This window comes from Candidatus Liberibacter brunswickensis (assembly GCF_036858155.1).
Lineage (GTDB): Bacteria > Pseudomonadota > Alphaproteobacteria > Rhizobiales > Rhizobiaceae > Liberibacter > Liberibacter brunswickensis.
Genome location: NZ_JAAEJX010000013.1, coordinates 1 through 14,569 on the forward strand (window position 1 = coordinate 1; position 14,569 = coordinate 14,569).

The window sequence follows — 14,569 nt, forward strand, 5'->3', positions numbered from 1 at the left end:
TAATGCTGTCGTTACGCTAACAGAAAATAAAAATCAAAAAATAATACATAATAAATCAAATATTAATGCATTCATAGCTGTGGCTTCCGGAAAAGGAGGGGATGCGTTTTGTCGTATATCTCCATAATTTTGCTACTATCAACATTAGTATAAATTTGTGTTGTTGAAAGTCTAGAATGACCTAAAATACTTTGTATAGATCTCAAATCTCCTCCATTAGAGAGAAGATGTGTAGCACAAGAATGACGTAAAGTATGAGGAGTAGTAGTTAAGGATAAACCTAATGCTTTACGTAATTGGCGTACATGCCGTTGAAATACACCTGGATTTAGTGAATAACCACGTTTCCCTCGAAATAAAGGTCGGTGAATGTTTAGATCAAATGGACAAAGATCACAGTATTCTAATATCGCTTCTCTTATAGACGGTAAAATTGGTATATAAAAAAATAATTGAAAAGTATAATTTTTTATTTATTTTGCACTAAATATATTACGGGACTAAAAGTGTTCCAGAACCATTTTGGGTAAATATTTCCATAAGAATCGAATGTGGTTTTGTTCCGTCAAGAATAGCAATGCTTTTCACTCCATTTTCTATAGCTTTAATTGATGTTTCAATTTTAGGAATCATTCCTCCAGAAATAGTACCATCCTTAATAAGAGAGCGAGCTTCCATGACAGATAATTTACTAATTAATTTTTTGTTTTTATCAAGGACTCCAGGTACATCTGTCAGGAATAAAAGACGTATAGCATTTAATTTCCCTGCTATAGCACCAGCGAAGGTATCAGCATTTATATTATAAGTTGCTCCATCGTATCCAGGTGCTATAGGAGCTACCACGGGTATAATCCCTGATTTTGTTAATAAGTCAAGAATAGTACGATTAACTTCTATTATTTTCCCTACAAATCCAAAATCTATTTTATTATTGGACAATGATTCTAAGCAAAGATATTTTTCTGCAAATACCATATTACCATCTTTTCCGCATATACCTATAGCTTGGGCACCAGTTTGATTAATTAAAGAAACTATTTTCTTATTAATAGATCCTGTAAGAACCATTTCGACAATTTCTACTGTTTTTTGATCTGTAATTCGTAGACCATTTTTAAATTTGGATTCTATCCCCATTTTTTTAAGAATTGCCCCTATTTGTGGGCCGCCTCCATGAACAATAATGGGTGTAATATTTGATTTTTTTAAAAGAGAAATATCATTAGCAAAATTTTCACTTAGATCTATGCAATTCATTACATGACCACCGTATTTTATGACAATTGTTTCATTTTCATAAAACTGTACAAATGGAAGTATTTGTTCTAAAGTTTTTGCTTGAAATTGGTATATTTTTTCCATAATTAATAAACACTCTATTATATAAAGTTAGAACAATTTCTTATAAAAAGATATCATTAAAAGATAGATAAATTTATTTTTTTTTAAAATAATTTTCTTTTTTTTAATGATTTATTACCTCAATAATTGCTTTACGCAAAGCTTCTATACCTTTTTTCTTCACTGAGGAAGTGGAAATTACTTCTGAATGTGCTGCATGATGATTGCATAGCAAAGATTTTGTTTTTTCTAAAGTTTCTTGTTCTATTAAAGGAGAAATTTTGTCAATTTTAGTAAGAATAACTTGATAAGAAACACCTTTTTTATCTAGGAATGAAAAAACATCTAGATCTATTTGTTTTACGCCATGACGACAATCAATCAATAGATATACACACCTTATAGTTGATCGTTCAGATAAATACCTGACAATTAATTCTCCCCATGAATCAATATTTTTTTTAGGTGCTCGAGCATAACCATATCCTGGCATATCAACTAAAACCATTTCGGGGATATTTTCTTTTCCACCAATAAAATTATTTGGAATAAAAAAATTTAGATTTTGAGTGTTCCCAGGTGCATTAGAAGTTCTTGCTAAGTTTCTTCTATTAACTAACATATTAATTAAGGATGATTTTCCAACATTTGAGCGTCCAGAAAACGCTATTTCAGGAGGTCCTTCTTCGGGTAAAATCTCTATTTTAGGAATACTTCTCATAAACATCCAGATTGATTTCGTAAATATTTTTTGATTTATCAATAACTTTATCCATTTCAAATTATTTTACATAAAAAAATAATATAATAATATTTACTTAGAATCAGAGTGTCTAGAAAACATAGAACTCAGTCTGTTTATCAAACCAATTTCCGTACCATGCATTTTCATGATAGCTGCTTGTTGGATTATGGATATAATATTGCTCCAAGACCAATATATGATAAGCCCAGCAGGAAATGAAGATAGAGCAAAAACAAGTAATACCGGCATCCAGTTTAGAACTATTGCCTGTCCTTTATCTGTAGGAGGAGGGCTCATTTTCATTTGAATAAACATTGATAGACTCATTATTATTGGCCAGATACCAATGTGCATAAATCCAGGAGGATTAAAAGGTAATATTCCAAATAATGTAAAAATATTTGTTGGATCAGCTGCAGCTAGATCTTTAATCCATCCGAAAAAAGGAGCATGCCTCATTTCCAAAGATATAGAAATAACCTTATAAATAGCAAAAAATACTGGTATTTGTAATAATATAGGCCAACACCCCGCAAGAGGATTAATGTTATGCGTTTTATATAATTGAATTACTGCTTTTTGCAATACTTGAGGAGGGGATTCTTTTAATTTCTCGCGTAATTCATCTATTTTAGGTTGAACGTTTTTCATCTGAGCTGTAGAAGTATATTGTTTTTTTGCTAATGGGAAAAAAAGAAGTTTTACAAAAACTGTTATCAGCATAATTGCAACTCCAAAATTTCCTACGAATTTATAAAAATAACTCATGAGAATAAACATTGGTTTTGTGATAAAGTAAAATATTCCCCAATCAATTAGCATTTCAAACTTTGGAATTCCTAATTCTTTTTCGTAATAATTAATTGTATTAAGCTCTTTAGCTCCTACAAATAGCGAATTAATAGCCATGTATGACTTTCCAGGAAGAATATTAATTTCATTGGTTTTAAAATTTGCTTGATAACGAGCGTGCCCATTAGGAAGATATTTAAACTGGCTTTGGAAAGATGTTTCTTTAGATGGTATGAAAACAGAGGCCCAATATTTATCGGATATTCCAAGCCAACTGTTTGATTTGTGAAAATTAGAAACTACGGATTTCTCAATGGTTGAATATTTTTTTTCTACAATAGATTTATCTTCCAAAACAGCTATGAAACCTTCCTGTCCTCCTGAAGAATCTGTTTCTGTTTGCGATTTATAACGAACAATTCGTCCATATGGAGAGATGATAATTTTACCTTTGCTATTGTTAGTTATTGTATCCACTATTTTGAAAAGATAATGATCATCTATAGATATAATACGTTCAAATAAAATGTCTTGTGCGTTTTTAAAAAACAGCTTTACTGGACTAGATGGTGTAAGAGTTTTGCCAGAACTCACACTCCAGATAGTATTTTCATTAGGAAGATCTATTTTACTGTTTTTTGAAATATAACCTAATTCTGCAAAATAAGCATTTTTTGTATTTGATGGATTTAAAAGTGTGATGATTGGACTATCATTAGATACATCTACACGATAACCTCGTAATCTAACATCATCAAATTGAGCACCTTTTAGATTAATTGATCCTATAATAGCATTGTTTTTAATTTCAACACGAGGATATCTAGATAAAGCCTGAACACGATTATCTATAGTATCAGTATGAGAACTATCAATCGCATCAGATTTTTTTATGGTTTGTTCATTTTTCTTGGCGTTATTTATCTCCTCAATTCGAGGATATACGTATAAATTTTGCCAACCATATACAATGATAACAGATAGAGCTATCGCTGCAAAATAATTCCAATTTTTTTCCATCAAGATTTCCTAGAGATTTTTTTTCTCGAACAATATTTTTGTTGATTACGAAGAACACGTTTAGCAAAATGATTGCAGAGTTCTCTAAAAGGTACAAATAAAGTTTCCCTTTTAGCAATTAACACATAATCATGCCCAGATTGTAAAATTTTTTGTTTTTTATAAATACGAACTACTTCTCTTAATCTACGACGTATCCTATTGCGTTCAACTGCACACCCTTGCTTTTTTGTGACAGTAAAACCTACTCGTGGTAATAAACTGGGATTATTATTATTCAATACTCCTAGGGAGAAAAATGGACCATTCCTTAATTCTCCTTTTTTCACTAATGCAAATTGCTTGCTTTTTTTAAGTGTACAGATATTGTTCATCTATAAATTTCAAGATTACAGTTGACGTTTACTTAATCGTTTTAAGCAGACAAACGTTTGCGTCCTTTAGATCTACGACGATTAAGCATTTTTATGCCACTACGTGTGGACATGCGTGCAAGGAATCCACAACGCCTTTTTCTTACAATATTAGAAGGATTATAAGTACGTTTCATTTGATTAATAACCTATTAGGCCCTTTATGATTAAATACAATACATGATTTTTCACTCTAAATAAGAAACCATCTGAAGTCAATTAAGTGTTTTGATTTCATTTAAAGAGATATTTGTGGTATCGTTTTTCATTCGGGAAATACGCTGTGTATTTTTTATTAATATTAAGTAATTAAATCTCTAACTAACCTTAGATATGTTGTAAAGTAATATAGGAAAATACAAGATGAAAAAAGGAGTCTTGCCAGATAAATCGATAGCTGAGTTAGTTGCGAACAGGGAAATTGTAACTGAATCTAATTATCCGTTAGAAGAAAATCAGATTCAGCCTGCTAGTCTTGATTTACGGCTTTCCTCAAAAGCATATCGTGTTAGTGCAAGTTTTTTGCCAAATGTAGAAGATCTCGTTTTAGATAAAATAGATAGTCTTAAATTACATGAGATAGACCTTTCAATGGGTGCGGTATTAGAGGCAAATTGCGTATATATTGTTCCATTAATAGAAAGATTAAATCTTACAAAAAATCTTTTTGCTTATGCGAATCCTAAGAGTTCTATTGGGAGAATAGATGTATTTGCTCGACTAATCGTTGATAGGTTTCAAAAGTTTGATATGATTCCTGAAAATTATAGCGGTCCTCTTTATTTGGAAATTTATCCTAGAAGTTTCCCCGTTTTTGTAAGAGCAGGCTCTCGTTTGTCGCAAATTAGATTTATGTATGAGCGGAAATTTTGTTCTAAAAATGAATTATTATCACTTCATAAAAAAAAATCTTTAGTTCAAGGAGGTTCATTCTTTTTTTCAGAAAAAAGTATAGCACTATCTGTTGATCTTAAGGGAGAGAAAAATGGAAACGGCGTTATAGGGTATAGAAGTAAGCGTCATACAGCAGTTATAGATGTCGATTTACAAAAAACATACGATGTTTTGAATTTTTGGGATCCTTTATATTCCCAAAATGGATCTCATCTTGTTTTAGACCCCAATGAATTTTATATTTTCGCTTCAAAAGAATTCATACAAATTCCAGATTCTCTAGTAGCTGAGATGATACCGTACGATCCTTTGATAGGAGAATTTAGAGTTCATTATGCAGGGTTTTTTGACCCCGGGTTTGGATATTCATTACAAGGGACAATAGGAGCAAAAGCTGTATTAGAGGTGCGTTCATATGTCCCATTTGTTTTAGAACATGGTCAAATTATTGGCGGTCTTCAGTATGAGTTTATGATGGAAAATCCAGAAAATATCTATGGTGAAGAAATAGGATCAAATTATCAATTCCAAGGATTGAGATTATCAAAACATTTTCGAGATTTTGTATAATTTTTATATAAAATAATTTTAAATCAGAGATCTATAATTTAACTACATTAATCTCATGTAACAATCCCTTTATGGTATTGTTATATTCATGATTAATACATGTTTTTTTTAACCGAATAATTTTAGTATGAAGTAAATAAATATATTAATAATTATGCTGTGCAAAATACAATTTGCAACAAATAGATGATGTAATATTAAATCTATATTTTAGGCTGTTGTTGAGAAGAAATTAGCACTAATACTCATGGATTGTTTCGATGGCTTTTAATAGTTTTTATTATAGAATAAATAGAAAATATTTTTACAAAATATACTATATTTAATATAGTTAGTGCTTGCTATGCAGATTTATAATCTTAAATTGTTTTCATTCATAATGAATCAAGAGATGTATCTATATTTGATTTTTTGTTAACAATATTGCTGAAGGAATAATTATATAGTTTTCATCAAATTGAAAAAATGATAATATCACGATATTTCCAATTATATCTCTATTGAGATAAAAATTATTTTGTATTAGTAGTTGGTATGATTTTTAGGATAATTGTATAGGTTGATATAATATGATGATGCACTTATCTAAAGTCATTGATGATTTGTTCGATCCCTTGTTGCATCGTAGAGCAGGCATTAGTATGTCTCTTGTAAGTGCTTGGAGTGAAATTGTAGGAATAGAAACTTCTAAGTGTTGTATACCAGAAAAAATAATTTGGCCTAATAGATATTTTATTGAAAACCAAGATGCCTTGGAGGATGTTGGTGGAACTTTAATTATTGCGTGTGAAGGTGTGCATATAATTTTTTTGATGCATGATAAATCAAAAATCATTAGAAATGTAAATGTTTTTTTTGGATTTTGTGCTATTAGAAACATTCGTTTTATTCAGAAGCAGGTTGGTATTACAAGTCGAGATTCTTGTCCTGCTATTCCTGCTCTGGAAAAAGATGATTGTGAAAAAATTGATAAAATGACTGAAGGAATTAATGATAAGCTGTTAAAACAGGCCTTGGTTCGCTTTGGTCATGCCGTAATTGGATGTTCATATTTATAGTGGTTGCTTGTTATAACGGAATTAGTTGATGTAAAAAAAATAATATTGGAGAAATAGAGGGCAATGAGTATAATTAAAGTCGGTACTTTGGGAGTTGTGGTGCTGATTATTACAGCATCTTTATTTTTTTATGTTCGCGGGAAAGAATCCGTACCTTCTAGTGATTTGCCGTCGCCCTATGGGGTAGTAGACGTTCATGATTTACTTTCCATCCCTCCTGGTGCTATGAAAGAAATTTCAATTGGGAAAAAAGATGCACCAGTTACAATGGTTGAATATGCATCAACAACATGTTCCCATTGTGCTGAATTTCATAATAAAACTTTTAAATTTATTAGAGATAAATACATAAAAACTGGTAAATTACTATATATTTTACGAGAATTTCCACTTGATTCTATATCTATGGCTTCATTTATGTTAGCAAGATGTGCTGAAAATCGTTCTGAAGGAGGGTATCTTAGTTTTGTATCCTTTTTGTTTAGCAAACAAAATGATTTGATAAATTCGAAAAATTATAGGGAATCTTTGTTGAATATGGCTAAATTTGCTGGTTTTTCTAAACATGATTTTGATGCTTGTTTAGCAGATCAAAGTATCATGGATGATATTAAAGCTAAGAAAAAAATAGCTTCTGAGAATTTCTCAATCGATTCAACTCCTGTTTTTTTTATTGAAGGAAATCTTTATCTTGGTAATATGTCAGAGGATGTTTTTTCTAAACTAATTGATAGAGCGATTCAGGATAAATCAGTTAATTAAAGTTATTCGTTACTTGTTTTTCTAATACACTTTTTTAATATTTGCCGATTTTTCATTTATTTTAATATACAATCTATTTTTTCTATTTAAGACATGTTTGTTGTAAATGTTTTTTTCGAACTGTTGCAGATATTTTTATGAAAAACATATATCAGTGGATATGAACAATATAAACATTACATGTTTGGTGTTTTGTTAAATGGTTGTTGTTTATAGTTAGCCAAAATATCAATTGTGCATTGATGTTTATTAGTATTGTAGTAGAAGTGATCTCTTCTATTTTATTATTGTGTTTCATTAAATTTAAATAAATTATAGTTGGAATATTAAAATGGTTAAAAAAGTAATGATAGTAGAGGATAATGAGCTAAATATGAAGCTCTTTAGAGATTTAATCGAAACCTCTGGATATATAGCTATTCAGACAAGAGGTGGGTTAGAGGCCTTGGAGTTAGCTCGTCAATATAAGCCTGACATTATTATAATGGATATACAGCTTCCAGAAATATCTGGATTAGAAATTACGAAAAAAATCAAAGAAGACAGCGAATTACGGGAAATACCTGTTATAGCAGTAACAGCCTTTGCTATGAAAGGCGACGAAGAAAGGATTAGGAATGGAGGATGCGAAGCATATATTTCTAAGCCAATTTCTTTATCTATATTTATGGAAACTATTAGAAATTACATAGGAGAAGCTTAGATATTAATTGTATAATATTTTTTTATAGATTTTTGCCTATCAATATAAAACATTATGTAATAATACGTACTTTTAATTATTATATTTTTTACATTGTTAAGTGAATTTTTAATAACACAAATTAGTTATACTAGTAATAAATTAAAGCCACGGCTTTTAGTTGTAAATGTGGAATTTTTGCCAACAAAACAGCTTTTTATTTGCAGAAATATAACATTGTCAGATAGATATATTCCTAATTGTTACTTTATTTTTCCTTCTTTAAACTCTACATGTTTCCTTACTACAGGATCGTATTTATCTTTTACCATTTTGCCAGACATGGTACGAGAGTTCTTTTTGGTAACGTAAAAATATCCAGTTCCTGCGGATGATATAAGTTTAATCTTTATAGTTGCTGCTTTTGCCATCTTTCATTCCATAAAATTTAATTTTATTATATAACATTAATACATAGTGAAAAAGCGATAGTAAACATATATATAAAGAAAAATCCTACGATTCGTTCTTAATAAAGTCAAGAAGAATTATTTTTTTCTTGCTTAAGTTTTATGGATAGTGATTTTTCTACGAATAATATGGAAAATATTACAATTATGTGGTATATGAATTATGTACGATGTCAATTGGTTTTTATAATATGTAATTTTGTATAAGATCTGATGTAAATAAAAGATCCGAATTCGATTATTGGTTGGCAATCTTCTTGACTAAATAGGGTTGTTATGACTACTTCTTTGAAGTTCTTTGTTTTATTGATTTTGAGTATAAATCTTTCTAGTTGTGAATTTATCGTTATGAATCCTTATGGGGATATTGCTTCGCAGCAATCGAACCTTATCTTTATATCTGTTTTTTTGATGTCTTTAATAGTCGTGCCAGTGTTTTTTGCTATTTTGTTTTTTGCATGGCGTTATCGTTCTACCAGTAAGACAGCACTTTATGATCCTAAATGGTGTCATTCAACCGTACTAGAGTTTTTCATTTGGTTTTTCCCGCTTTTAACCGTGGGATGTTTAGCCTTTATAACATGGAATGCTACTCATCGCATGGATCCTTATGCTCCTTTAGAAAGAATAAGCGAAGGTAGGCCTATAGGGTTGAATAGTAAGCCTCTTGTTATAGAGGTTGTTGCTTTGGATTGGAAATGGCTTTTTATATTTCCGGAACAGAAGATTGCAACAATCAATGAATTAGTCGTTCCGGTTGATCGTCCTTTGGAATTTAGAATTACTTCTTCTACCGTTATGAACTCTTTTTATATTCCAGGATTGGCTGGACAGATTTATGCCATGGCTGGTATGGAGACTAAATTACACGCTGTTATGAATAAAGTGGGATTATATAGTGGTTTTTCTGCAAACTATTCGGGAAAAGGTTTTTCTCATATGCACTTTAAATTTTACGGCAAGTTAGAAAAAGAATTTGAAAAATGGGTTTCAAAGGTCAAATGCAAAGGTGTTGCTCTTGACCGAAAGAGATATCTTCTATTAGAAAAGCCATCAGTAGACAATCCCGTATCATATTTTTCTTCTATAGAAAATGGGATGTACCACGACATCCTTAATTTCTGTGTTAATCCTGGTAAAATATGCATGGATGAAATGATGAGTATTGATGCTATGGGAGGGGGTGGAATAAAAGGTATTGATCGTAAATCTCTTCTATATGATGATGATCATAGATGGAAGTAAAATTAAAATATAAGGTCGAAAAGAAGAAATGATTCAATTATGACAAATATGTTTTCAAAATGATGTTTTATAATTCTCATATCTTTTATGTGATTGAATTTATTATGCAAGGAAGAAGATAGATGTTACAAAATGTTGGTTTATATAAGTTGATATTTGGTCGTCTAACGATTGATTCTATCCCTTATAATATTCCTATAGTCCTTGGAACATTTTGTATGGTGGCTTTGATAGGTACGGCTGTTATTTTAGCTATCACTTATTATCGCCTTTGGGGTTATTTATGGACGGAATGGTTTACAAGTGTTGATCACAAAAAGATAGGTATTATGTACATAATTCTATCTTTGGTTATGCTTTTTCGAGGTTTTACAGATGCCCTTATGATGAGACTTCAACAAGCTCTGGCTTCTGGAGGAGGAAGTGGATATTTAGATGCTCATCACTATGATCAGATATTTACAGCTCATGGCGTAATTATGATCTTTTTTATGGCAATGCCCATGATTACTGGTGTTATGAATTTCGTAGTTCCATTGCAAATAGGTGCTCGAGATGTTTCTTTTCCATTTTTGAATAATTTATCTTTTTGGATGACCGCAGCAGGTGCGGTAATCATAATGTTATCTTTGTTTATAGGTGAATTTTCTTCTGTAGGTTGGTTAGCTTATCCTCCATTGTCTGGGATATCGTATTCTTCAGGAGTTGGGGTTGATTATTATATTTGGGGATTGCAAGTTGCAGGTGTTGGAACAACTCTATCTGGGATAAATTTATTAGTAACTATTATAAAAATGCGTTGTCCTGGAATGACAATGATGAAAATGCCAGTGTTTATATGGACTGCTTTTTGTTCTAATATTATGATTATAGCTGCTTTTCCTATTTTAACTGCGACACTTTTCTTGTTGACTCTTGATCGTTATATAGGAACTAACTTTTTCACTAATCATCTTGGTGGAAATCCGATGATGTATATCAACTTGATTTGGATTTGGGGACATCCAGAAGTTTATATACTTGTTTTACCTGCTTTTGGTATTTTTTCTGAAATTGTTGCAACTTTTTCTAATAAAAGGTTGTTTGGTTATAATTCAATGGTTTATGCCACATTAGCGATAACAATTTTATCTTTTACTGTTTGGTTACATCATTTTTTCACCATGGGTTCTGGTGCTAATGTAAATGCTTTTTTTGGAATAATGACCATGATCATTGCAATACCTACGGGAGCTAAGATTTTTAATTGGCTATTCACGATGCGTTTAGGAAAAGTAGTTTTTGAAGTGCCTATGATGTGGGCCTTGGGTTTTATGGTGACTTTTCTGATAGGGGGCATGTCAGGTGTATTGCTTTCTGTTCCTCCAGCAGATTTTACATTGCATAATTCATTGTTTTTAGTCGCTCACTTTCATAATACTATAATTGGAGGCGTTGTTTTTGGTTTGTTGGCGGGTATAGTTTATTGGTTCCCTAAAGCTTTTGGTTATCGACTAGATCCTTTTTGGGGAAAAGTTTCTTTTTGGTGTTGGTTGATTGGTTTTTATCTAGCTTTTATGCCTCTTTATTCCCTTGGACTAAAAGGTGTGACACGTCGTTTGAGTCAATATGAAGATACTACTTTACAAGTTTATTATGTTATAGCTTTTTTAGGTGCTATTCTAATAGGATGTGGAATAGGATCTTTTATTTTATCATTTATTGTATCTTTTTTTAATAAATCTAAATTGCGTGATAAGAATGGAGATCCTTGGAATGGGCGTACTTTGGAATGGTCTGTTTCATCGCCTGCCCCAAAATATAATTTTGCTTTTACTCCTGTAGTTCACACAATAGATGCTTGGAAAAATATGAAAGATCTTGGATATTGTCGCCCGATTGATGGATTTATGCCGATTCACATGCCCCAAAATACTTCTACGGGTATTATCTTGTCAGCTTTAAGCGTTGTTTTTTCATTTGCTATGATATGGTATATATGGTGGCTAGCAGTTATTTCTTTTATATCGATTATTTCCTATACTATTTTTCATACATTTAATTACAATAATGGATACGAAATTCCCGCAAAAGACGTGATTGCTGCAGAAGAAGAGTATAGAAAAATTAACATGCAACAAAAAGAGGAGCATCGTTAAAATGAGCAAACGAAAAACTGGAAAATCGTCAAGTTTTCCTCTTTTTTACTTGAAAAATGAACATGAAAGTAGTGTTGATCATCATGATGGTACGTATCTGGGTTTCTGGATATATCTTATGAGTGATTGTTTGATGTTTGCCGTTTTTTTTATAGCATATGCAACTCTAGGGAAAAGTTATGCTGCAGGTCCAGCACCTATAGATATTTTTGACATTAAAAGTATCTTTGTTTCTACTATTATTTTATTGCTATCATCTTTATCTTGTAGCTTTGCAATGTTATCTTCTAACAAGCGGATTAATAAAACAATTAGTTTATTGCTGGTCACGGCGTTTTTTGGAATTGTTTTTATAATAATGGAAATTCATGAATTTATCCATTTCATTAGTCTGGGAGCGGTGCCACAGCGTTCTGCATTTCTATCGTCTTTTTTCTCCTTAGTGGCTCTTCATGGTCTTCATGTATTCTTTGGAATTATTTGGCTTTTTGCTCTAGTTATTCAGATTTTAAACAAAGGTCTTATTCCTGATAATAAGCGCCGTTTGATGTGTTTTTCCATGTTTTGGCATTTTTTAGATTTAATTTGGATATGTGTTTTTTCTTTTGTATACCTTATGGGTGTTATTTAATCTCGTGAGGATAAATGGGATAATGTTAAATATGGTAGGTTTACGATATGGCTATTCATCATAATGTAACAAAAAAACAATGTTTATTGGGATTCGTGTTATCTTTAATTTTAACTGCTATTCCTTTTTGCTTAGTAGTAAATGATTTATCATTAGATAAAAACATGATATATTTTGCAATTGTTTTGTGTGCTATCGCGCAAATAATAGTTCAATTGGTGTTTTTCTTGCATATGAATATAAAGCTTGAAGATGGTTGGAGTGTTATGGCAATGATTTTCACTACTATCATCATTTCTATTTGTTTTATTGGTTCAATGTGGGTGATGTATAATCTTAATAATAATATGATGCCAATGGATGAGAGTATGCGTAGTATTCATAAATAAATTGATAAATTACTATTACATTAATTTTCATTTTTAATTTAAAAGTAACTTTTTTTAAAAGGTCAAACCTTGATGTTTTTAAGATTGTAAAATAAAATTATATTGTTTAAACTTATTTTTTGCTATAGTTATACTCTATCTCTATTAAGCACTTTTTTTAGTTATTACGTTGATTTTTATGTGGTAACTGGATGTACTGTTGCAAGTATGGAATTATTTTTTATTTCATATTTCGTTTATGTAGCTTAAAAAACTATCAATTTTTTTTAATATAGGATTTTCTATATAATATGCCTAAAGAAGAAACTCTTAAATTTTGCGGTATTGTATCTGAGTTATTACCAAATGCTAACTTTCGAGTAAGGCTGGTTTTAAATGATGAGGAAGCTTTATCGGAATCAGATTACAGATTTTTAGATTCCGAATCATCAGGATCAGATTTTGAATCATCGGGATCAGATTCCGAATCATCAGGATCAGATTCCGAATCATCGGGATCAAATTCCGAATCATCAGGGTCAGATTCTAAATTATCAGGGTCAAATCTTGCAGTTGATCTTATAGCTTGTCTTGATAATTCATCAGTTGTTGCATATGCATCAGGAAGTATGCGTAAGCATAGAATTCGTATTTCGATTGGTGATAAAGTAAGGTTAGAAATGAGTGCATGCGATCTTACGAGAGGTCGTATTGTATATCGTTTCAAAAAATGGTGATAATTTTATTCTCATAACATGGTTGTTTTTTGTTCTTAGTCTCTTATCCATGTAATCAATATTTTTTGGTTTGTTGTGATTGCTATTATTAATTGAGAAAGGGATAATAAAACTTGCAAACATTAGATTTTAGATTGTTAAATTCCATTTGTCCTGAGTGTAAAAAGAAATCTGTCTCTGAGTTTTATCCTTTCTGTTCTATAAAATGTCGTTCAATTGATCTTTCGCGTTGGCTTAGTGATGAGTATAGAATACCAATAAAGGAAGATGAAGAGCTTGAGGAAGATATTAATAGTGTTGATACTTGATTTATGATTTTTTTGATTTTGGCATAGATTTTTATTGCTTATTTCTCTTTATTTTAGATAGTAATAGTATTACAATGTTAAACCATTGATGCCCAGATAGCTCAGCTTGGTAGAGCAATGGACTGAAAATCCATGTGTCGCTGGTTCAAATCCTGCTCTGGGCACCATTTATACATAAAAGAATTCCCCTTCTTATATATTTATAAATTTGAATTTTGTAATTCAATAATTATGATCGATTTGCTGGGATCAAAGAACCTTAAAATAATTTATAAATCTTATTAATAAGAATCGATATTTTTTTAATAAGTATTATTATAAGAAAAATGTTTGTAATTTTTTAAATAATTTTTACGCGTATTAATAAAGTTTTTTACCGTTCATAATTAAAA

At 30.7% G+C, this 14,569-nt stretch carries 17 protein-coding genes, 1 tRNA gene and 1 pseudogene; 12 read left to right on the forward strand and 7 right to left on the reverse strand.

Going from position 1 to position 14,569, the window contains the following annotated elements; all coding sequences use genetic code 11:
• Positions 1-71: 71 nt before the first annotated feature.
• From GY664_RS04225 to rpmH, 6 genes are all read right to left on the reverse strand, one after another.
• Positions 72-473: a tyrosine-type recombinase/integrase gene (locus tag GY664_RS04225; protein WP_333948266.1), complete on the reverse strand. Its 402-nt coding sequence runs from the start codon at positions 471-473 to the stop codon at positions 72-74.
• 19 nt (positions 474-492) lie between these two features.
• Positions 493-1,368, reverse strand: coding sequence for an acetylglutamate kinase (gene argB / locus GY664_RS04230; protein WP_408612135.1), 876 nt, complete (start codon positions 1,366-1,368; stop codon positions 493-495).
• Positions 1,369-1,468: 100 nt separating this feature from the next.
• Positions 1,469-2,065: a ribosome biogenesis GTP-binding protein YihA/YsxC gene (gene yihA, locus GY664_RS04235; RefSeq protein ID WP_333948231.1), complete on the reverse strand. Its 597-nt coding sequence runs from the start codon at positions 2,063-2,065 to the stop codon at positions 1,469-1,471.
• A 93-nt stretch (positions 2,066-2,158) separates the two neighbouring features.
• Positions 2,159-3,901: a membrane protein insertase YidC gene (gene yidC, locus GY664_RS04240; RefSeq protein WP_333948232.1), complete on the reverse strand. Its 1,743-nt coding sequence runs from the start codon at positions 3,899-3,901 to the stop codon at positions 2,159-2,161.
• Positions 3,901-4,275 (reverse strand): ribonuclease P protein component, encoded by a 375-nt coding sequence (rnpA, locus tag GY664_RS04245; protein ID WP_333948233.1) that lies wholly within the window; start codon positions 4,273-4,275, stop codon positions 3,901-3,903. Before rnpA ends, yidC begins: the two co-directional genes overlap by 1 nt.
• A gap of 41 nt (positions 4,276-4,316) precedes the next feature.
• The gene (rpmH, locus tag GY664_RS04250; RefSeq protein ID WP_333948234.1) at positions 4,317-4,451 is read right to left on the reverse strand and encodes a 50S ribosomal protein L34; all 135 of its coding nucleotides are present in this window, start codon (positions 4,449-4,451) and stop codon (positions 4,317-4,319) included.
• Between the two features lie 226 nt (positions 4,452-4,677).
• On the opposite strand from rpmH, the gene GY664_RS04255 reads away from it, so the two are divergent.
• The 4 genes from GY664_RS04255 (at position 4,678) to GY664_RS04270 (ending at position 8,301) form a co-directional block, all read left to right on the forward strand.
• Positions 4,678-5,778: a 2'-deoxycytidine 5'-triphosphate deaminase gene (locus GY664_RS04255; RefSeq protein WP_333948235.1), complete on the forward strand. Its 1,101-nt coding sequence runs from the start codon at positions 4,678-4,680 to the stop codon at positions 5,776-5,778.
• A gap of 569 nt (positions 5,779-6,347) precedes the next feature.
• On the forward strand, positions 6,348-6,836 hold the full coding sequence (locus tag GY664_RS04260) for a DUF721 domain-containing protein (protein WP_333948236.1): 489 nt from the start codon (positions 6,348-6,350) through the stop codon (positions 6,834-6,836).
• A gap of 63 nt (positions 6,837-6,899) precedes the next feature.
• Positions 6,900-7,598 carry a DsbA family protein gene (locus GY664_RS04265; RefSeq protein ID WP_333948237.1) on the forward strand — a complete coding sequence of 233 codons (699 nt, stop codon included), beginning with the start codon at positions 6,900-6,902 and terminating at the stop codon, positions 7,596-7,598.
• Positions 7,599-7,929: 331 nt separating this feature from the next.
• A complete protein-coding gene (locus GY664_RS04270; protein WP_333948238.1) occupies positions 7,930-8,301 on the forward strand; it encodes a response regulator in 372 nt (123 codons plus the stop codon).
• Positions 8,302-8,543: 242 nt separating this feature from the next.
• On the opposite strand, the gene rpmG is transcribed toward GY664_RS04270, so the two are convergent.
• On the reverse strand, positions 8,544-8,711 hold the full coding sequence (gene rpmG / locus GY664_RS04275; protein ID WP_333948239.1) for a 50S ribosomal protein L33: 168 nt from the start codon (positions 8,709-8,711) through the stop codon (positions 8,544-8,546).
• Positions 8,712-9,026: 315 nt separating this feature from the next.
• Here rpmG and cyoA point away from each other — a divergent pair, with 315 nt between their 5' ends.
• The 8 genes and pseudogenes from cyoA to GY664_RS04310 all read left to right on the forward strand — a co-directional run bounded on the left by cyoA (position 9,027) and on the right by GY664_RS04310 (position 14,344).
• Entirely contained in the window at positions 9,027-9,995 is a 969-nt protein-coding gene (cyoA, locus tag GY664_RS04280; protein ID WP_333948240.1) for a ubiquinol oxidase subunit II, read from the forward strand.
• Between the two features lie 122 nt (positions 9,996-10,117).
• Positions 10,118-12,133 (forward strand): cytochrome o ubiquinol oxidase subunit I, encoded by a 2,016-nt coding sequence (gene cyoB, locus GY664_RS04285; RefSeq protein WP_333948241.1) that lies wholly within the window; start codon positions 10,118-10,120, stop codon positions 12,131-12,133.
• 1 nt (position 12,134) lies between these two features.
• Positions 12,135-12,764 (forward strand): cytochrome o ubiquinol oxidase subunit III, encoded by a 630-nt coding sequence (gene cyoC / locus GY664_RS04290; protein WP_333948243.1) that lies wholly within the window; start codon positions 12,135-12,137, stop codon positions 12,762-12,764.
• A gap of 47 nt (positions 12,765-12,811) precedes the next feature.
• Positions 12,812-13,153 (forward strand): cytochrome o ubiquinol oxidase subunit IV, encoded by a 342-nt coding sequence (gene cyoD, locus GY664_RS04295; protein ID WP_333948244.1) that lies wholly within the window; start codon positions 12,812-12,814, stop codon positions 13,151-13,153.
• A 290-nt stretch (positions 13,154-13,443) separates the two neighbouring features.
• A pseudogene (locus GY664_RS05080) lies at positions 13,444-13,539 on the forward strand (translation initiation factor IF-1); the annotation flags it as partial.
• Between the two features lie 174 nt (positions 13,540-13,713).
• Complete coding sequence (locus GY664_RS05085; protein ID WP_408612136.1) at positions 13,714-13,869, forward strand: S1 domain-containing protein; 156 nt, start codon at positions 13,714-13,716, stop codon at positions 13,867-13,869.
• Positions 13,870-13,982: 113 nt separating this feature from the next.
• Positions 13,983-14,177, forward strand: coding sequence for a DNA gyrase inhibitor YacG (yacG, locus tag GY664_RS04305; protein ID WP_333948246.1), 195 nt, complete (start codon positions 13,983-13,985; stop codon positions 14,175-14,177).
• Between the two features lie 90 nt (positions 14,178-14,267).
• Positions 14,268-14,344 (forward strand) — tRNA-Phe (locus GY664_RS04310).
• Positions 14,345-14,569 lie beyond the last annotated feature (225 nt).

Excerpts from the sequence above, each read along its gene's own strand:
- GY664_RS04260 (WP_333948236.1), top strand. The coding sequence starts at position 6,348 with ATGATGATGCACTTATCTAAAGTCATTGATGATTTGTTCGATCCCTTG.
- GY664_RS04255 (WP_333948235.1), top strand. The coding sequence starts at position 4,678 with ATGAAAAAAGGAGTCTTGCCAGATAAATCGATAGCTGAGTTAGTTGCG.
- rpmH (WP_333948234.1), bottom strand. The coding sequence starts at position 4,451 with ATGAAACGTACTTATAATCCTTCTAATATTGTAAGAAAAAGGCGTTGT.
- cyoA (WP_333948240.1), top strand. The coding sequence starts at position 9,027 with ATGACTACTTCTTTGAAGTTCTTTGTTTTATTGATTTTGAGTATAAAT.
- cyoC (WP_333948243.1), top strand. The coding sequence starts at position 12,135 with ATGAGCAAACGAAAAACTGGAAAATCGTCAAGTTTTCCTCTTTTTTAC.
- GY664_RS04270 (WP_333948238.1), top strand. The coding sequence starts at position 7,930 with ATGGTTAAAAAAGTAATGATAGTAGAGGATAATGAGCTAAATATGAAG.
- cyoB (WP_333948241.1), top strand. The coding sequence starts at position 10,118 with ATGTTACAAAATGTTGGTTTATATAAGTTGATATTTGGTCGTCTAACG.
- GY664_RS04265 (WP_333948237.1), top strand. The coding sequence starts at position 6,900 with ATGAGTATAATTAAAGTCGGTACTTTGGGAGTTGTGGTGCTGATTATT.
- cyoD (WP_333948244.1), top strand. The coding sequence starts at position 12,812 with ATGGCTATTCATCATAATGTAACAAAAAAACAATGTTTATTGGGATTC.
- yidC (WP_333948232.1), bottom strand. The coding sequence starts at position 3,901 with ATGGAAAAAAATTGGAATTATTTTGCAGCGATAGCTCTATCTGTTATC.
- rpmG (WP_333948239.1), bottom strand. The coding sequence starts at position 8,711 with ATGGCAAAAGCAGCAACTATAAAGATTAAACTTATATCATCCGCAGGA.
- rnpA (WP_333948233.1), bottom strand. The coding sequence starts at position 4,275 with ATGAACAATATCTGTACACTTAAAAAAAGCAAGCAATTTGCATTAGTG.
- yihA (WP_333948231.1), bottom strand. The coding sequence starts at position 2,065 with ATGAGAAGTATTCCTAAAATAGAGATTTTACCCGAAGAAGGACCTCCT.